Here is an 18,672-nt window from a genome sequence, read left to right as displayed (position 1 = left end):
CCCAGTGATCGCCCTCTCTCTCGCCGAGATCGCCGCCATCGTCGGCGGGCAGCCGCACGACATACCGGATCCGGCCGTCCGCGTCACCGGATCCGTCGTCTACGACTCCCGCGCGGTGGAGACCGGCAGCCTGTTCGCCGCCTTCGCCGGAGAGCGCGTCGACGGCCACGACTACGCGCGCGGCGCCGTCGAGGCGGGCGCGGTGGCCGTACTGGCCACCCGCCCCGTCGGGGTGCCCGCGATCGTCGTGGACGACGTCGTACGCGCCCTCGGCGCCCTCGCCCGTACCGTCGTGGAGCGCCTCGGCGCCACCACCGTCGCGCTGACCGGCTCGGCCGGCAAGACCAGCACCAAGGACCTCATCGCCCAGCTGCTCCAGCGCAGCGCGCCCACGATCTGGCCGGAGGGCAATCTCAACAATGAGATCGGCCTGCCGGTGACCGCTCTGCGGGCGGTCGAGGACACCCGCTACCTCGTCCTCGAAATGGGCGCGCGCTACATCGGCGACATCCGCTACCTCACCGGACTCGTCCCGCCCCGCATCGGTCTCGTCCTGAACGTCGGCACCGCCCACATCGGCGAGTTCGGCGGCCGGGAGCAGATCGCCCAGGCCAAGGGGGAAATGGTCGAGTCCCTGCCGTCCGCGGCCGAGGGCGGGGTGGCGGTGCTCAACGCCGACGACCCGCTCGTCCGCGCGATGGTCACCCGCACCAAGGCCCGTACCGTCCTGTTCGGAGAGTCAGACGAAGCAGACGTACGGGCAGAGAACGTCCGCCTCACCGAGACCGGACAGCCCGCTTTCCGGCTTCGAACACCCTCCGGGTGCAGCGACGTGACGCTGCGGCTGTACGGTGAGCACCACGTGTCGAACGCGCTCGCCGCGGCCGCCGTCGCCCATGAGTTGGGCATGTCCGTCGACGAGATCGCCGTGGCGCTCTCCGAGGCGGGAACCCTCTCCCGCTGGCGTATGGAGGTCACCGAGCGCTCGGACGGCGTGACGATCGTCAACGACGCCTACAACGCGAACCCGGAATCCATGAGAGCGGCGCTCCGCGCGCTGGTCGCCATGGGTGGTGCCTCACGGGCCACGGGGGGCCGTACGTGGGCGGTGCTCGGCTTGATGGCCGAGCTGGGTGACGAATCGCTCGCCGAGCACGACGCGGTCGGACGGCTCGCCGTCCGGCTCAACGTCAGCAAGCTCGTGGCAGTCGGGGGCAGGGAAGCGTCCTGGCTGCAATTGGGCGCTTACAACGAGGGTTCGTGGGGTGAGGAGTCGGTGCACGTGTCCGACGCGCAGGCGGCGGTCGACCTGTTGCGCAGTGAACTGCGTCCGGGAGACGTCGTGCTGGTGAAGGCTTCGAGGTCGGTCGGTCTTGAGCGAGTCGCCCTGGCACTGCTTGAGAACGCCACCGAGGGCGAGGTCGCCGGCCGATGAGGCAGATCCTCTTCGCGGGAGCCATCGGGCTCTTCCTGACCCTGATCGGCACCCCGCTGCTGATCAAGCTCCTGGCCCGCAAGGGATACGGGCAGTTCATCCGGGACGACGGCCCGCGCACGCACGGCAGCAAGAAGGGCACGCCCACCATGGGCGGCATCGCCTTCATCCTGGCCACGCTCATCGCGTACGCCCTGGCGAAGGTGATCACCGGTGAGGACCCGACCTTCTCGGGTGTGCTGGTGCTGTTCCTGATGGCCGGGATGGGGCTCGTCGGGTTCCTCGACGACTACATCAAGATCGTGAAGCAGCGGTCGCTGGGCCTGCGGGCCAAGGCGAAGATGGCCGGCCAGCTGATCGTCGGTATCGCCTTCGCGGTGCTGTCGCTCCAGTTCGCCGACTACCGCGGCAACACCCCCGCCTCCACCAAGCTGTCGTTCGTCACGGACTTCGGCTGGTCGATCGGCCCGGTGCTGTTCGTGGTCTGGGCGCTGTTCATGATTCTCGCGATGTCCAACGGTGTGAACCTGACGGACGGTCTCGACGGTCTCGCCACCGGCGCCTCGGTGATGGTCTTCGGCGCGTACACCTTCATCGGGTTGTGGCAGTTCCAGGAGTCCTGTGCCAACGCGACGACCCTGACCAACCCCAACGCCTGTTTCGAGGTACGGGATCCGCTGGACCTCGCGGTCGTCGCCTCGGCGCTGATGGGCTCCTGCTTCGGCTTCCTGTGGTGGAACACCTCACCGGCCAAGATCTTCATGGGGGACACCGGTTCGCTCGCGCTCGGCGGCGCGCTGGCCGGTCTGGCGATCTGCTCCCGTACGGAGTTCCTGATGGCCATCCTCGGCGGCCTGTTCGTGATGATCACCATGTCCGTGGTCATCCAGGTCGGTTCGTTCAAGATGACCGGCAAGCGCGTCTTCCGGATGGCGCCGCTCCAGCACCATTTCGAACTCAAGGGGTGGTCCGAAGTCCTTGTGGTGGTGCGGTTCTGGATCATCCAGGGCATGTGCGTCATCGTGGGTCTGGGGCTCTTCTACGCAGGGTGGGCGGCCGAGAAGTGAACTGGCAGGGCAAGCGGGTCACCGTCGCGGGTCTCGGGGTCTCCGGGATCCCGGCGGCCCGGGTGCTGCACGGACTCGGCGCGGAGGTCACCGTCGTCAACGACGGCGACGACGAGCGGGCCCGCGCCCAGGCCGCCGAGCTGGAGAAGCTGGGCGTCACCGTCCGTCTCGGCGACGGGGCGACGCTGCCCGAGGCGACCGAACTCGTTGTCACGGCCCCCGGCTGGAAGCCGGACAAGCCGCTCTTCCTGGCCGCCGAGGCGGCCGGGGTGGAGATCTGGGGCGATGTCGAGCTGGCCTGGCGGCTGCGCGGGCCCGGCGCGGCCCCCTGGCTCGCCGTCACCGGCACCAACGGCAAGACGACGACCGTCAGGATGCTCGCCTCGATCCTGGCCGCCGCGGGGCTGCGTACGGCCGCCGTCGGCAATATCGGTGTCTCGCTGCTGGACGCGGTCACCGGCGAGGAGACATACGACGTACTCGCCGTGGAGCTGTCCAGTTACCAGCTGCACTGGGCGCCGAGCCTGCGCGCCCACTCCGGCGCCGTGCTCAACCTCGCGCCCGACCATCTGGACTGGCACGGCTCCATGGCGGCGTACGCCGCCGACAAGGGCCGGATCTACGAGGGCAACAGCGTCGCCTGTGTCTACAACGTGGCCGACCCGGCCACCGAGGACCTGGTGCGCGCGGCCGATGTCGAGGAGGGCTGCCGCGCGATCGGCTTCACCCTCGGCACCCCGGGACCGTCCCAACTCGGCGTCGTGGACGGCATCCTGGTCGACCGCGCCTTCGTCGAGAACCGCCGGGAGCGGGCCCAGGAGCTCGCCCACGTCTCCGACGTCAACCCGCCCGTCCCGCACAACATCGCCAACGCGCTCGCCGCCGCCGCGCTGGCGCGCGCGTACGGCGTCGAGCCGGCCGCCGTACGCGACGGACTGCGCGCCTTCCGCCCCGACCCGCACCGGATCGAGCGGGTCGCGGAGGTCGCGGGCGTCACCTACATCGACGACTCCAAGGCCACCAACACCCATGCCGCCGAGGCGTCGCTCGCCGCGTACGACCCGATCGTCTGGATCGCGGGCGGTCTCGCCAAGGGCGCGACCTTCGACGAACTCGTCGGGGCGTCCGCGAAGCGGCTGCGCGGTGTGGTGCTGATCGGCAAGGACCGCGCGCTCATCCGGGAAGCCCTCGCGCGACACGCCCCCGAAGTCCCGGTCGTGGACCTCGACCGGACCGACACTGGGGCGATGTCGGCCGCGGTCCGCGAAGCGGCACGGCTCGCGCAGCCGGGGGACACGGTTCTGATGGCCCCGGCCTGCGCCTCGATGGACATGTTCGTCAACTACAACAAGCGGGGCGAGGCGTTCGCGGACGCGGTTCACGCCCTCGCCGCCGAGCACGCCTGACCCGGTGTCGCAGCAGCAGGCCGCAGCCCACTGACCACCCGCGCCAGCCGCGCCAGGCACGACTGGAGGGGACAGCGACGATGCCGGCCGACGACACCGGGGACCGAGATCCGCGGCCCGCGCCGGGGCCTGTCCGGCGCGGCTGGGGCTACCTGGGCGCACTTCCGGGCGCTCCCGCTCTCGCGGGGGCGCCGGGTGGCGTGGACACCCCCGAGGAGAGCGCGCACGCCGGTGCGGACGCCCGCGCGAGGAGCCTGACCGGGCTCGTGCTGCGCGGCCGGGCCGCCGGAGCCGCCGTGGGGCAGCCGCCCAGGGCCCGGCGCGGAGGCGGCAGGAGCGGCGCCCCCCGTCGGCCGCGTGGTGGCCCCCGGCGCTTCTTCGAACGGATGCGGCGCGCCTGGGACCGGCCGCTCACCGCGTACTACCTGATCCTCGGCAGCGGTCTGCTGATCACCGTGCTCGGTCTGGTGATGGTGTACTCCGCGTCGATGATCTACGCGCTCCAGCTGTCGCTGCCCTCCACGTACTTCTTCCGCAAGCAGTTCCTCGCGGTGGTCCTCGGCACCGGTCTGCTGTTGCTCGCCTCCCGGATGCCGATCAAGCTCAACCGCGCGCTCTCGTACCCCGTCCTGGTCGGGACGGTCTTCCTGATGGCGCTCGTCCAGATCCCGGGGATAGGGCGTTCCGTCAACGGCAACCAGAACTGGATCTATCTGGGCGGCCCGTTCCAGCTCCAGCCCAGTGAGTTCGGCAAGTTGGCGCTCATCCTCTGGGGTGCTGATCTGCTTGCCCGTAAACACGACAAGCGGCTATTGACCCAGTGGAAACATCTGCTGGTGCCGTTCGTCCCGGTCGCCCTGCTGCTGCTCGGACTGATCATGCTCGGCGGCGACATGGGGACCGCGATCATCCTCACGGCGATCCTCTTCGGACTGCTCTGGCTGGCCGGCGCCCCCACCCGGCTCTTCGCCGGGGTGCTGGCGGTCGCCGGGGTGATCAGCTTCGCGCTCATCAAGACCAGCGAGAACAGGCTGTCCCGGTTCGCCTGCGTCGGCGCGATCGATCTGGGCCCGGACGGGGAGTGCTGGCAGGCGGTCCACGGGATCTACGCGCTGGCCTCCGGCGGATGGTTCGGTTCCGGCCTCGGCGCGAGTGTGGAAAAGTGGGGTCAACTGCCCGAACCGCACACCGACTTCATTTTCGCCATCACCGGGGAGGAACTGGGTCTGGCGGGGACGCTGTCGGTACTCGCACTGTTCGCGGCTCTAGGCTATGCGGGTATCCGCGTGGCCGGACGCACGGAGGATCCCTTCGTGAGGTACGCCGCGGGAGGTGTGACCACCTGGATCACGGTGCAGGCCGTGATCAACATTGGTGCGGTGCTCGGCCTGCTGCCGATCGCCGGAGTCCCGCTCCCGCTGTTCTCCTACGGAGGGTCGGCCCTGCTGCCGACCATGTTCGCTATCGGGCTGCTGATCGCGTTCGCGCGAGAGGATCCCGCCGCGAAAGCGGCCCTGGCCATGCGACGGCCCGGGGTGAGATGGAAGACGATGAGACGGCGCGTCAAGAAGCGTCCGTCCGGAGAGCGGTGAATTTCGGTGCATGTCGTACTCGCCGGTGGGGGGACCGCCGGCCACATCGAGCCCGCGCTCGCCCTCGCGGACGCCCTGCGCAGGCAGGACCCCACCGTGGGGATCACGGCCCTCGGCACGGAGCGCGGACTGGAGACCAGGCTCGTACCGGAGCGGGGGTACGAACTGGGGCTGATCCCCGCCGTACCGCTGCCGCGCAAACCCACGCCCGAACTGATCACCGTCCCCGGGCGGCTGCGCGGCACGATCAAGGCCGCCGAGCAGATCCTGGAGCGCACCAAGGCGGACTGTGTGGTGGGCTTCGGCGGCTATGTCGCGCTGCCCGGCTATCTGGCCGCCAAACGGCTCGGCGTGCCGATCATCGTCCATGAGGCCAACGCCAGGCCCGGACTGGCCAACAAGATCGGCTCGCGGTACGCGGCCGGTGTGGCCGTCTCCACCCCGGACAGCAAGTTGCGCGGCGCCCGCTACATCGGCATCCCGCTGCGCCGCACCATCGCCACCCTCGACCGGGCCCGGGTACGCCCCGAGGCGCGCGCGGCGTTCGGGCTCGACCCCAATCTGCCGACACTGCTCGTCTCCGGCGGCTCCCAGGGCGCGCGCCGGCTCAACGAGGTGATCCAGCAGATCGCGCCGGTGCTCCAGCGCTCCGGAATCCAGATCCTGCACGCGGTCGGTCCGAAGAATGAAATGCCGCGCGTGGACAACATGCCCGGAATGCCGCCTTATATCCCGGTACCGTATGTGGACCGGATGGACCTCGCGTACGCCGCGGCCGACATGATGCTCTGCCGCGCGGGCGCGATGACCGTCGCCGAACTCTCCGCCGTCGGACTGCCGGCCGCCTATGTACCGCTGCCGATCGGCAACGGTGAACAGCGGCTCAACGCCCAGCCGGTGGTGAAGGCCGGCGGTGGACTGCTGGTCGACGACGCCGAACTGACCCCCGAGTGGGTCCAGAGCCATGTGCTCCCGGTGCTCGCCGATCCGCACCGGCTGTACGAGATGTCCCGCGCGGCCTCCGAGTTCGGCCGTCGGGACGCTGATGATCTGCTCGTAGGAATGGTGTACGAGGCGATCGCCGCACGCCGCCAGGCGTAGCGGCGCAGGGAGGCAGGGGAGCGTGGCCGGACCGACGACCGCCGAGCGTGGCGCCCGACCGCGGTCGGAGTCCGGCCGCCCCGACGAGGGGCCGCCGGGCCGCCGGTTCGGGCTCCCCCGCCTCCGTGTCTCCTCCCGTGTGTTGATCGTGTTCTTCGCCGCGGCCCTGCTGGTCGCCGGCGGCATCTGGGCGCTGTACGGCTCCTCGTGGCTGCGGATCGAGAAGGTGAACACCTCGGGCACCGACGCGCTCACCCGCGCCGAGGTGGTGGCCGCCGCCGACGTGCCGGTCGGGGCTCCGCTGATTTCCGTCGACACGGACGGGATTGAGGCACGGCTCCGCCGGAAGCTGCCGCGTATCGATTCGGTCGAGGTGGTGCGTTCATGGCCGAACGACATCGGGCTGAAAGTGATCGAACGAAAGCCCGTGCTGCTTCTCAAAAATGGAGCAAAGTTCATCGAAGTGGACGCCGGAGGGGTGCGTTTCGCCACCGTCGAGAAGGCGCCCAAGGATGTCCCCCTCCTCGAATTGGCGGTGGACCGGTCGGCCGCGACGCGACGCTTCGGAACAGAGCGGCTGACGCGTGAAGCGGTACGGGTCCACGCCGAACTGCCGGAGAAAGTGGCCGGGAACATCAGGGTCGTACGAGTCCGTTCGTACGACTCGATCTCCCTGGAGCTGACCGGCGGCCGTACGGTGATGTGGGGAAGCGGAGAGGACGGTACGGCCAAGGCGCGTGCGCTCACGGCTCTCATGAAAGCCGTCCCCACGGCGGGGCACTTCGATGTGAGCGCACCCACCGCGCCTGCGGCGTCGGGGAGTTGACGCGCATATGTGCTGGCCAGCACCCTGGTTGGTCAGCGCTATGGGTGATCACATAGGGTGAAAAGAAAAACGGGAGGTTCGGCGTGTTCGTTGAACGTGCGCCACTTGTCGACTTAGTGTCCTGTTCGGAAGAGTCCAAGAAGCGGACACACTGGTAACCCTGAACTTCAACGTGAGGGTTTGGGTCGGCGTTTCGGACCGTCCCATCGGCATCAGTCGTCGCGGCGCCACATCAGCGAAGCGACGACACGTAACTCGAGGCGAGAGGCCTTCGACGTGGCAGCACCGCAGAACTACCTCGCAGTCATCAAGGTCATCGGTGTCGGCGGCGGTGGTGTCAATGCCATCAACCGAATGATCGAGGTCGGCCTCAAGGGCGTCGAGTTCATCGCGATCAACACCGACGCGCAAGCCCTGTTGATGAGCGACGCCGACGTCAAGCTCGACGTCGGCCGTGAACTCACCCGCGGACTCGGCGCCGGAGCCAACCCGGCAGTCGGCCGCAAGGCGGCAGAGGACCACCGCGAGGAGATCGAGGAGGTCCTCAAGGGGGCCGACATGGTCTTCGTCACCGCCGGCGAGGGCGGCGGCACCGGCACCGGCGGCGCGCCCGTCGTCGCCAATATCGCCCGCTCGCTGGGCGCCCTCACGATCGGTGTGGTCACCCGCCCGTTCACCTTCGAGGGCCGCCGTCGCGCGAACCAGGCGGAGGACGGCATCGCCGAACTCCGCGAAGAGGTCGACACCCTCATCGTCATCCCCAACGACCGGCTGCTGTCCATCTCGGACCGCCAGGTCAGCGTCCTCGACGCGTTCAAGTCCGCGGACCAGGTGCTGCTGTCGGGTGTCCAGGGCATCACCGACCTCATCACCACCCCCGGCCTGATCAACCTCGACTTCGCCGACGTCAAGTCCGTGATGTCCGAGGCGGGCTCCGCGCTCATGGGTATCGGCTCGGCCCGCGGCGACGACCGCGCGGTGGCCGCCGCCGAGATGGCGATCTCCTCGCCGCTCCTCGAAGCGTCCATCGACGGCGCCCGCGGTGTCCTGCTCTCCATCTCCGGCGGCAGCGACCTCGGTCTCTTCGAGATCAACGAGGCGGCGCAGCTGGTCAGCGAGGCGGCCCACCCCGAGGCCAACATCATCTTCGGCGCCGTCATCGACGACGCCCTGGGCGACGAGGTGCGGGTCACCGTGATCGCGGCCGGCTTCGACGGCGGCCAGCCGCCGACCCGGCGCGAGACCGTACTCGGCGCGGGCTCCGCGAAGCGCGACGAGCAGCCGTCGCCCTCCCGGTCCTCGGACACCGGCCGCTCCGGCGGACTGGGCACCGTACCGCCGCGCGAGGACGGCCCGGCCAAGCCCGAGCCCATCCCGACGGTCAACGAGAAGCCGCTCTCCCCGGTGAACCCGCCGCAGGTTCCCCCGGCCCGTCCGTACCAGGACAGTCAGGCCGAGGAACTGGACGTCCCGGACTTCTTGAAGTGATACGGCAGCACGAAACACGGAGCGGCGCGCACTTCGCCTTCACCGACCGGTGGGGCGGGGTGAGCGCCGCTCCGTATGATCAGCTCAATCTCGGCGGCGCGGTCGGCGACGACCCCGGGGCCGTAGGCGCCAACCGCGAACTCGCCGCGAAGTCCCTGGCACTCGACCCCGCGCGGGTCGTCTGGATGAATCAGGTGCACGGCCGCGAAGTGGCCGTGGTCGACGGGCCCTGGACGCGCGCGGACATCCCGGCCGTCGACGCGATCGTCACTCAGCGGCACGGACTGGCACTCGCCGTACTCACCGCGGACTGCGTTCCGCTGCTGCTGGCCGACCCGGTCGCCGGGATCGTGGCCGCCGCCCACGCGGGCCGGCCCGGTCTGGTCGCGGGGATCGTACCGGCCGCCGTCGAGGCGATGATCACACTCGGCGCGGAGCCGTCCCGGATCACCGCCCGTACCGGACCGGCCGTCTGCGGTCGCTGCTACGAAGTCCCCGAGCGGATGCGGGACGAGGTCGCCGCCGTCGTACCGGAGGCCCACTCCGAGACCAGTTGGTCCACCCCGGCCGTGGATGTCGTCGCCGGAGTCCATGCCCAGCTCGACGCGCTCGGGGTCCGGGACCGGCAGCGCTCGGTGGTCTGCACACTGGAGTCGGACGACCACTATTCGTACCGCCGCGACCGCACCACCGGACGGCTCGCCGGTTATGTCTGGCTGGACTGATAAGCACATGAAGGATCGGAAGACCGAACTCGCCGAGAATCTGGCGATGGTGGAGGAACGTATCTCCGCCGCCTGCGCCGCCGCCGGACGTCCGCGGGAGGACGTGACCCTGATCGTGGTCACCAAGACCTACCCCGCGAGCGATGTCCGGCTCCTCCATGAACTCGGCGTGCGGCAGGTCGCCGAGAACCGGGACCAGGACGCCGCCCCCAAGGCCGCCGCCTGCGCGGATTTGTCGCTGACCTGGCACTTTGTTGGTCAATTGCAGACGAACAAAGCTCGTTCCGTAGCCAGTTACGCCGAAGTCGTGCAGTCTGTCGACCGGATCAAGCTGGTTTCGGCACTCTCCGCCGCCGCGGTGCGCGCGGAGCGTGAGCTGATCTGTCTGATTCAGGTCGCCCTCGACGCCGAGTCCGGCGAACGAGGTGAGCGGGGCGGCACGGCACCCGACGGAATCGAGGAGTTGGCCACGGCGGTGGCCGGTGCACCAGGACTGCGGCTCGGCGGTCTGATGACCGTGGCGCCGCTCGCCGGACCGTACGCGGGACGGCAACAGGCGGCGTTCGAGCGGCTGCTGGAATTCTCATCCCGCCTGCGCGCGGACCATCCGGCTGCGAACATGGTCTCAGCAGGGATGAGTGCGGACCTTGAGGACGCCGTGAAGGCCGGTGCGACACATGTACGCGTCGGTACGGCGGTACTCGGAGTCCGACCCAGCCTCGGGTAACGTCGCGAAGCAAGTCGGACCACAGCAGAAAATATGGTCATTTCGCCAAAAAGCGGACAGACCTCGTGGATCGCGGGCACTTGGTGACGAGGCCGATCCACCACAGAGCGGAGGACTCAGAGCATGGCCGGCGCGATGCGCAAGATGGCGGTCTACCTCGGCCTCGTGGAGGACGATGGGTACGACGGCCGGGGCTTCGACCCCGACGACGATTTCGAACCCGAGCCGGAGCCCGAACGGGATCACCGGCGTCACCAGCCCGTGCGCCAGCCGGAGCGGGAAGAGCCGGTGCGGATGGCCCAGCCGCCCGCGCAGCGCGAACGTGAGCCGGTGTCCCTAGCGGCAGAAAGCGGACGTCCCGCCCGAATCGCCCCCGTGGCGTCCATCACACCTGAACGTCCGAGCCTGGAGAAGAACGCACCGGTGATCATGCCCAAGGTTGTGTCCGAGCGGGAGCCCTACCGCATCACCACGCTGCACCCGAGGACCTACAACGAGGCCCGTACTATCGGGGAACACTTCCGTGAGGGCACCCCGGTGATCATGAATCTGACCGAGATGGACGACACCGATGCGAAGCGACTTGTCGACTTTGCCGCGGGACTTGTCTTCGGTCTCCATGGCAGCATTGAGCGAGTGACCCAGAAGGTGTTCCTGCTGTCTCCTGCTAACGTCGATGTCACGGCGGAGGACAAGGCCCGCATCGCAGAGGGCGGGTTCTTCAACCAGAGCTAGGAAGCAGCACCGGGAACGACCCGGTCGAACGGCGGGAAAGACCCGGCGGACGGCCGGACCAGAGTGAGCCAGGGGAGAGGGAAGCAGCGGGATGGGCGTCGCACTACAGGTGGTTTACATCGCGCTGATGTGCTTCCTCATCGTGCTTATTTTCCGGTTGGTCATGGACTACGTCTTCCAGTTCGCCCGCTCATGGCAGCCCGGCAAGGCGATGGTGGTCGTTCTGGAGGCCACCTACACTGTCACGGATCCACCGCTCAAGCTTCTGCGGCGGTTCATCCCGCCGTTGCGTCTCGGGGGCGTGGCACTCGACCTGTCCTTCTTCGTTCTGATGATCATCGTTTACATCCTGATCACGCTTGTGAGCAACCTGGCGAGGGGATTGTGAACGATACGGTCTTGCCGACTGCCGACGACTACGTAGAGGTGAAGTAGAGATGCCGTTGACCCCTGAGGACGTGCGGAACAAGCAGTTCACGACCGTCCGCCTCCGAGAAGGCTACGACGAGGACGAGGTCGATGCCTTTCTCGACGAGGTCGAGGCGGAACTGACCCGCTTGCTCCGCGAGAACGAGGACCTGCGCGCCAAGCTGGCCGCCGCTACGCGTGCCGCCGCGCAGAACCAACAGCAGCAGGGTATGCGGAAGCCTCCTGAACAGCAGGAACGGCCGGGTGCCCCGGTACCCGCCGCCATATCCGGACCGCCGCAGCAGCAGCAGCCCCCGCAGATGGGTCCGCCCCAGCTGCCCGGTGGTGCTCCGCAGCTGCCCGCGGGTCCGAGCGGTCACGGCCATGGCCCCGGTCCGGGCGGTCATGACCCGCGGGGCCAGCACGGCCCCGGTCCGATGGGTCAGGGCGGTCCCATGCAGCAGGGCGGCCCCATGCAGGGCGGTCCGATGCAGGGCGGTCCCATGCAGGGTGGCCCCATGCAGGGCGGTCCGATGGGCCAGGGTGGCCCGATGCAGCAGGGCGGCCCCATGGGTGGACCGATGGGCGGCCCCATGGGCGGCCACGGCCCGCAGATGGGACAGCCCGGTCAGGGCCCCGGCGGCGACAGCGCGGCGCGGGTTCTCTCCCTCGCCCAGCAGACCGCCGACCAGGCGATCGCCGAGGCGCGCTCCGAGGCCAACAAGATCGTCGGCGAGGCGCGCAGCCGTGCCGAGGGTCTGGAGCGGGACGCACGCGCCAAGGCGGACGCGCTGGAGCGGGACGCGCAGGAGAAGCACCGCGTGGCGATGGGCTCCCTGGAGTCCGCGCGCGCGACGCTGGAGCGCAAGGTCGAGGACCTGCGCGGCTTCGAGCGCGAGTACCGTACGCGGCTGAAGTCCTACCTGGAGAGCCAGCTGCGTCAGCTGGAGACCCAGGCCGACGACTCGCTGGCCCCGCCGAGGACTCCGGCCACCGCGTCGCTGCCGCCGTCGCCGTCCATGGCTCCGGCCGGTGCGGGCGCGATGGGACACAGCATGGGCGGCAACCCGTCCATGGGCGGTTCCATGGGTGGCCACACGCCCTCGCCGGGCCCGTCGTACGGCGGTCAGCAGCAGATGTCGCCGGCGATGACCCAGCCGATGGCACCGGTGCGGCCGCAGGCGCCGCAGCCGATGCAGCAGGCGCCGTCGCCGATGCGGGGCTTTCTGATCGACGAGGACGACAACTGAGGGGCGGCGTGCGCGTGAGCAGCGCGTAGCCGTCGGCAGGCTGGGGGCTGGGCCCGGGGTTTTTACCTCGGGCCCAGCCCTTTTTGTGTGCGGGTGCGGGTGCGGGTGCGGGTGCGGGGTCGGGGCGCTGCGCGGGGCTGTCCCCTGGCCCGCCCCTTCCCGAAACCGGGGCGCTGCCCCGGGCCCCGGTGCCACCGTTCCGGTGGGATGGCGGGGCGGGGTCCTGTGCGGGCGCGGGCTTTGCGACGCGGGGTCCGGCGGAGGCGGTGGCCGGTGCGGTTCGGGGCGCTGCCCCGGGCCCCGGTGCTCACCGTTCCGGTGGGTGTGGGGATGGCGGGGCGGGGTCCTGTGGGTGCGCGAGCTGTGCGGTGCAGGGGTCCGGCGGAGGCGGTGGCCGGCGCGGTTCGGGGCGCTGCCCCGGGCCTCGGTGCCACCGGTCCGGTGGGGGTGGGGATGGCCGGGGCGGGGTCCTGTGGGGGCGCGGGCTTTGCGGCGCAGGGGGCGGCGGAGGTGGTGGCCGGCGCGGTGCGGACGGCTGGGCGGCTTCCGCGCTCCTGTCGTGCGGGCCTGGCGTTGGGGCACCGGTCCGGCCCGGCCCGGGGGTTCCGGGCCGGGCCGTGCCGAGGGGTGTGTCAGATCTTGCGCAGGTGGAACGTGAGGGACAGGCCCTCGTCCGTGAAGGCCGTGCCGTACGCCTCGTCCGCCTCGCCCGTGGCGAAGTCCGCCGCCAGGACTTCCTCGGCGATCAGCGGGGCGTGGGCCGTCAGGGCCTCCGTGGTGGCCGGGGACGACGCCGTCCAGCGGACCGCGATGCGGTCCGCCACGTCGAGGCCGCTGTTCTTGCGGGCCTCCTGGATGAGGCGGATCGCGTCACGGGCCAGGCCCGCGAGGCGCAGTTCCGGGGTGATCTCCAGGTCCAGGGCGACCGTCGCGCCGGAGTCCGAGGCGACCGACCAGCCCTCGCGCGGGGTCTCCGTGATGATCACCTCGTCGGGGGCGAGCGGGATCGGCTCGCCGTCCACGGTCACCGTGGCCGTACCGTCGCGCAGGGCGGCGGAGAGGGCCGCCGCGTCCGCCTCGGCGACGGCCTTGGCCACCGCCTGGACGCCCTTGCCGAAGCGCTTGCCCAGCGCGCGGAAGTTCGCCTTGGCCGTGGTGTCGACCAGCGAGCCGCCCACCTCGGAGAGCGTCGCCAGCGCGGAGACGTTCAGCTCCTCGGTGATCTGGGCGCGCAGCTCGGCGGAGAGGTCCTCGAAGCCCGTCGCCGCGATCAGCGCGCGGGACAGCGGCTGGCGGGTCTTCACGCCCGACTCGGCGCGCGTCGCGCGGCCCAGCTCGACCAGCCTGCGTACGAGCGTCATCTGCCGCGAGAGCGTCGGATCGATCGCCGTGAGGTCGGCCTCCGGCCAACTCGTCAGATGGACCGACTCCTCGGCCTCGGCCGTCACCGGCACGATCATGTCCTGCCAGACCCGCTCGGTGATGAACGGGGTCAGCGGGGCCATCAGCCGCGTGACCGTCTCGACCACCTCGTGCAGTGTCCGCAGCGCCGCCTTGTCGCCCCCCCAGAAGCGGCGGCGCGAGCGGCGTACGTACCAGTTGGAGAGATCGTCGACGAACGCCGAGAGCAGCTTGCCGGTGCGCTGGGTGTCGTACGCCTCCATGGCCTGGGTGGTCTGGTCGACCAGCGCGTGCAGTTCGCTCAGCAGCCAGCGGTCGAGCAGCGGGCGGTCGGCCGGCGCCGGATCGGCCTCGCTCGGCGCCCAGTTGGAGGTGCGCGCGTACAGGGCCTGGAAGGCGACCGTGTTCCAGTACGTGAGCAGCGTCTTGCGGACGACCTCCTGGATTGTGCCGTTGCCGACGCGGCGGGCCGCCCACGGGGAGCCGCCGGCCGCCATGAACCAGCGGACCGCGTCCGCGCCGTGCTGGTCCATCAGCGGGATCGGCTGGAGGATATTGCCCAGGTGCTTGGACATCTTGCGGCCGTCCTCGGCGAGGATATGGCCGAGGCAGACCACGTTCTCGTACGACGACTTGTCGAAGACCAGCGTGCCGACGGCCATCAGCGTGTAGAACCAGCCGCGCGTCTGGTCGATCGCCTCCGAGATGAACTGCGCCGGGTAGCGCTTCTCGAAGAGGTCCTTGTTCTTGTACGGGTAGCCCCACTGCGCGAACGGCATCGAACCCGAGTCGTACCAGGCGTCGATGACCTCCGGGACCCGGACGGCCTCCAGCGAACAGCCGTCGGTGGGGCAGCCGAAGGTGACCGCGTCGATGAACGGGCGGTGCGGGTCCAGCGCCGACTGGTCGGTGCCCGTCAGCTCGCTCAGCTCCGCGCGCGAGCCCACGCACGTCAGATGGTTGTCCGCACAGCGCCAGATGGGCAGCGGGGTGCCCCAGTAGCGGTTACGGGACAGCGCCCAGTCGACGTTGTTGTTCAGCCAGTCCCCGTACCGGCCGTGCTTGACCGAGTCCGGGAACCAGTTGGTCCCCTCGTTCTCCGCCAGCAGTCGGTCCTTGATCGCCGTCGTGCGGATGTACCAGGACGGCTGCGCGTAGTAGAGGAGCGCGGTGTGGCAGCGCCAGCAGTGCGGGTAGCTGTGCTCGTAGGGCACATGGCGCAGCAACAGCCCCCGCGCGCGCAGGTCCTCGGTGAGCGCTTCGTCCGCCTTCTTGAAGAAGACCCCGCCGACCAGCGGGACGCTCTCCTCGAAGGTGCCGTCGGGGCGGACCGGGTTCACGACCGGGAGGCCGTACGCGCGGCAGACCTTGAGGTCGTCCTCGCCGAAGGCCGGGGACTGGTGGACCAGACCCGTACCGTCCTCGGTCGTGACGTACTCGGCGTTGACGACGTAGTGCGCCTCGGTGCCCTCAGGGAAGTCGATCAGCGCGAAGGGGCGGTCGTAGGTCCAGCGCTCCATCTCGCGGCCGGTGAACGACTCGCCGGTGGTCTCCCATCCCTCGCCGAGCGCCTTCTCCAGCAGCGGCCGGGCGATGACGAGCTTCTCCTCGCCGTTCGTCGCGACGACATAGCTGACGTCGGGGTGCGCGGCGACGGCGGTGTTGGAGACCAGGGTCCAGGGGGTGGTCGTCCAGACCAGCAGCGCCGCCTCGCCCGCGAGGGGGCCCGAGGTGAGCGGGAAGCGTACGAAGACGGAGGGGTCGACGACCGTCTCGTATCCCTGGGCCAGCTCATGGTCGGACAGGCCCGTCTGGTCGCGCGGACACCAGGGCGCGACGCGGTAGTCCTGGACCAGCAGGCCCTTGTTGAAGATCTCCTTCAGCGACCACCAGACGGACTCGATGTACTCCGGGTCCATCGTGCGGTACGCGTCGTCCAGATCGACCCAGTACCCCATGCGGGTCGTCAGCTCGGCGAAGGCGTCGGTGTGCCGGGTGACGGACTCGCGGCACTTGGCGTTGAACTCCGCGATGCCGTACGCCTCGATGTCCTTCTTGCCGGTGAAGCCCAGCTCCTTCTCGACGGCCAGCTCCACGGGCAGGCCGTGACAGTCCCAGCCGGCCTTGCGGGCGACGTGGTAGCCGCGCATGGTGCGAAAGCGCGGGAAGACGTCCTTGAAGACACGGGCCTCGATGTGGTGCGCGCCTGGCATGCCGTTGGCGGTGGGCGGGCCCTCGTAGAAGACCCACTCGGGGCGGCCCTCGGACTGTTCGAGGCTCTTGTCGAAGACCTTGCTCTCGCGCCAGAAATCGAGCACGGCGTGCTCCAGCGCGGGCAGGTCGACCTGGGCGGGCACCTGGCGGTACTGGGGCGGGGTCACTGGTGTCATGGGGCGCTTCCTCCGGCGGAACTGCGGCATCTCCGTCGGAGGGACGAGAGCAGCGCTCCCGCGGTACCACCCTCCTTGGCCCCGGGCGTGCGCCGCCCGCGGCCCCCTCATTGGGGTCGCGCTGCCGGTTCTACTCGCTCCGGTGGGACCGGGGCTTTCTTCCGGCGGCTCCGGGGTGATGCTTCACCTCGCGCTCTGCCCCCGGGCTCTCACCGTCCCCGGGTCGCTCATGGCCGCGTACGACGCTACTCGTCCCCATCCACGCCTCTCGCTCGCCCCAGTGTACGGGGCCGGGCGGAGCGCGGCCGACCGGTTTTCGGGGGGAGCGCCGTACGGCCGAGCGTATGACCCGAATGGTTATACCGGCCCCGGAGGCTCGGCCGCGGGCCCCCGGCGGATTACCGGGCGGCGAGCTGGGCACAACGGATGCAGGCTGGTCTTGTCGCGGACGTGGGGAGGGTCGATCCGGCGGCGTGCCCCGTTGCCGCGCGGCTGGGGTCGATTTATCGTCCCAGCACGATTCGCGAGCAAGATCACCCTATGTGAAGGGGCCGCGGCCATGGTGGCGAAGAAGACCGCCGCGAAGAAGACGACCGTGGCGAAACCGGCGACCGAGGGCGCGGCCAGGACCACGGCGAAGGCCACAGCGAAGTCGGCGGCGAAGACGACACCGGCCAAGAAGACGGCGGCCAAGAAAGCACCGGCCAAGAAGACACCGGCCACGAAAGCGGCGGCCAAGAGAGCACCGGCGAAGAAGTCCGCGGCGAAGAAGGCGGCCAAGAAGGCACCGGCGAAGAAGTCGGCCGCGAGGAAGTCCGCGGCCAAGAAGGCGGCGCCCGGCCGGGCGTCCGCCGATGAGACCGCGAAGAAGGCCGCGTCCGCGGCCGAGGGGGCGGCCCAGGCCGCGGAACAGACGGGAGCCAGCACGGTGGGAGCGAAGAAGACCGCGGACGGCGGGGGTACGGCGGCCGGTCGGCGTGGATCGGGGGCCGCGACGGCGGTGCCCGTCGCGCGCGCCACCGCCACATCCCCGGAGGAGCTGGCCGTACGGCCGGGCGAGGATCCCTGGACGCCGGAGGAGGTCGCGGCGGCCCGCGCCGTGCTGGAGAGCGAGGCGGCCAGACTGCGCGCCGAGATCACCTCGTCCGAGACCGCGCTGGCCGGGCTGATGCGGGACTCCGGGGACGGCGCCGGTGACGACGACGCGGACACCGGCACGAAGAACATCACGCGGGAGCACGAGATGTCGCTCGCCGCCAACGCCCGCGAGATGCTGGAGCAGACCGAGCGCGCGCTCCAGCGGCTCGACGCCGGGACGTACGGGCTCTGCGAGATCTGCGGAAAGCCGATCGGCAAGGCCAGGATGCAGGCGTTCCCCCGGGCCACACTCTGTGTCGAGGACAAGCAGAAACAGGAACGTCGAGGCTGAACGCGTACAGGTGTGCCGTACGCTCGTCCTCAGTCAGGTACCTAGAGGGTTGAGGAACTTACGTGGCAGAGGCGGAGCGCAGCATCGGTACGCCGGAGGTTGACGACGAGGCCGCGGCTGCCGCCGAGCGGCCCAGAGGGAAGCGCAGGATCGCCGCGCTCTTCGCCGTCGCCGTGGTGGCTTATCTGCTGGACCTCGGCAGCAAGATGCTCGTGGTGGCCAAGCTGGAGCACCACGAGCCGATCGAGGTGATCGGCGAGCTGCTGAAGTTCGAGGCGATCAGGAACCCGGGCGCCGCCTTCGGTATCGGCGAGGCGTTCACGGTGATCTTCACGTGTATCGCGGCGGCGGTGATCGTGGTGATCGCGCGGCTGGCCCGCAAGCTCTACAGCCTGCCCTGGGCGATCGCGCTGGGGCTGCTGCTCGGTGGCGCGCTGGGCAATCTCACCGACCGGATCTTCCGTGCGCCGGGGGTCTTCCAGGGCGCCGTGGTCGACTTCATCGCGCCCGCGCACTTCGCGGTCTTCAACCTCGCCGACTCCGCGATCGTCTGCGGGGGCATCCTCATCGTGCTGCTGTCGTTCCGTGGCCTCGACCCCGACGGGACCGTTCACAAGGACTGAGGGTCCCCGGGCGCGCGGTCCGGTGCCTTGTGCGGTCCGGTGCCTTGTGACGACAAGGCATACTCGACA

Annotated in this window: 15 protein-coding genes; 14 read left to right on the top strand and 1 reads right to left on the bottom strand. The window is 70.0% G+C overall.

Annotation, left to right across the window (positions count from 1 at the left end):
- Window positions 1-4: 4 nt before the first annotated feature.
- The 12 genes from murF to M1203_RS18215 all read left to right on the top strand — a co-directional run bounded on the left by murF (window position 5) and on the right by M1203_RS18215 (window position 12,760).
- Window positions 5-1,435: a UDP-N-acetylmuramoyl-tripeptide--D-alanyl-D-alanine ligase gene (murF, locus tag M1203_RS18270; RefSeq protein ID WP_249950793.1), complete on the top strand. Its 1,431-nt coding sequence runs from the start codon at window positions 5-7 to the stop codon at window positions 1,433-1,435.
- Window positions 1,432-2,502 (top strand): phospho-N-acetylmuramoyl-pentapeptide-transferase, encoded by a 1,071-nt coding sequence (gene mraY, locus M1203_RS18265; protein WP_030353508.1) that lies wholly within the window; start codon window positions 1,432-1,434, stop codon window positions 2,500-2,502. The genes murF and mraY overlap by 4 nt, the downstream gene beginning before the upstream one ends.
- The gene (murD, locus tag M1203_RS18260; RefSeq protein ID WP_249950792.1) at window positions 2,484-3,908 is read left to right on the top strand and encodes a UDP-N-acetylmuramoyl-L-alanine--D-glutamate ligase; all 1,425 of its coding nucleotides are present in this window, start codon (window positions 2,484-2,486) and stop codon (window positions 3,906-3,908) included. Before mraY ends, murD begins: the two co-directional genes overlap by 19 nt.
- An 80-nt stretch (window positions 3,909-3,988) precedes the next feature.
- Complete coding sequence (ftsW, locus tag M1203_RS18255) at window positions 3,989-5,500, top strand: putative lipid II flippase FtsW (RefSeq protein ID WP_249950791.1); 1,512 nt, start codon at window positions 3,989-3,991, stop codon at window positions 5,498-5,500.
- Window positions 5,501-5,506: 6 nt separating this feature from the next.
- Window positions 5,507-6,601, top strand: coding sequence for an undecaprenyldiphospho-muramoylpentapeptide beta-N-acetylglucosaminyltransferase (murG, locus tag M1203_RS18250; protein ID WP_030353511.1), 1,095 nt, complete (start codon window positions 5,507-5,509; stop codon window positions 6,599-6,601).
- A gap of 22 nt (window positions 6,602-6,623) precedes the next feature.
- On the top strand, window positions 6,624-7,427 hold the full coding sequence (locus M1203_RS18245; RefSeq protein ID WP_249950790.1) for an FtsQ-type POTRA domain-containing protein: 804 nt from the start codon (window positions 6,624-6,626) through the stop codon (window positions 7,425-7,427).
- 276 nt (window positions 7,428-7,703) lie between these two features.
- On the top strand, window positions 7,704-8,915 hold the full coding sequence (ftsZ, locus tag M1203_RS18240) for a cell division protein FtsZ (protein WP_249950789.1): 1,212 nt from the start codon (window positions 7,704-7,706) through the stop codon (window positions 8,913-8,915).
- The gene (pgeF, locus tag M1203_RS18235; protein WP_249950788.1) at window positions 8,912-9,640 is read left to right on the top strand and encodes a peptidoglycan editing factor PgeF; all 729 of its coding nucleotides are present in this window, start codon (window positions 8,912-8,914) and stop codon (window positions 9,638-9,640) included. Before ftsZ ends, pgeF begins: the two co-directional genes overlap by 4 nt.
- A 7-nt stretch (window positions 9,641-9,647) precedes the next feature.
- Complete coding sequence (locus tag M1203_RS18230) at window positions 9,648-10,367, top strand: YggS family pyridoxal phosphate-dependent enzyme (RefSeq protein ID WP_249950787.1); 720 nt, start codon at window positions 9,648-9,650, stop codon at window positions 10,365-10,367.
- Between the two features lie 123 nt (window positions 10,368-10,490).
- Window positions 10,491-11,102, top strand: a complete 612-nt coding sequence (locus M1203_RS18225) for a cell division protein SepF (protein WP_249950786.1) — start codon at window positions 10,491-10,493, stop codon at window positions 11,100-11,102.
- Window positions 11,103-11,193: 91 nt separating this feature from the next.
- A complete protein-coding gene (locus tag M1203_RS18220; protein ID WP_129766844.1) occupies window positions 11,194-11,490 on the top strand; it encodes a YggT family protein in 297 nt (98 codons plus the stop codon).
- Between the two features lie 49 nt (window positions 11,491-11,539).
- Window positions 11,540-12,760: a DivIVA domain-containing protein gene (locus M1203_RS18215; RefSeq protein WP_249950785.1), complete on the top strand. Its 1,221-nt coding sequence runs from the start codon at window positions 11,540-11,542 to the stop codon at window positions 12,758-12,760.
- 632 nt (window positions 12,761-13,392) lie between these two features.
- On the opposite strand, the gene ileS is transcribed toward M1203_RS18215, so the two are convergent.
- Entirely contained in the window at window positions 13,393-16,542 is a 3,150-nt protein-coding gene (gene ileS, locus M1203_RS18210) for an isoleucine--tRNA ligase (protein WP_249950935.1), read from the bottom strand.
- A gap of 568 nt (window positions 16,543-17,110) precedes the next feature.
- Between ileS and M1203_RS18205 the strand changes: the two genes are divergently transcribed.
- Both M1203_RS18205 and lspA read left to right on the top strand, forming a co-directional pair.
- Entirely contained in the window at window positions 17,111-17,980 is an 870-nt protein-coding gene (locus M1203_RS18205; RefSeq protein ID WP_249950784.1) for a TraR/DksA C4-type zinc finger protein, read from the top strand.
- Window positions 17,981-18,042: 62 nt separating this feature from the next.
- Entirely contained in the window at window positions 18,043-18,603 is a 561-nt protein-coding gene (gene lspA, locus M1203_RS18200) for a signal peptidase II (protein WP_249950783.1), read from the top strand.
- Window positions 18,604-18,672: the final 69 nt, after the last annotated feature.

The organism is Streptomyces sp. 35G-GA-8 (assembly GCF_023534745.1).
In the GTDB taxonomy this organism is placed as follows: Bacteria; Actinomycetota; Actinomycetes; order Streptomycetales; family Streptomycetaceae; genus Streptomyces.
This window is presented reverse-complemented; position numbering and strand designations above follow the sequence as displayed.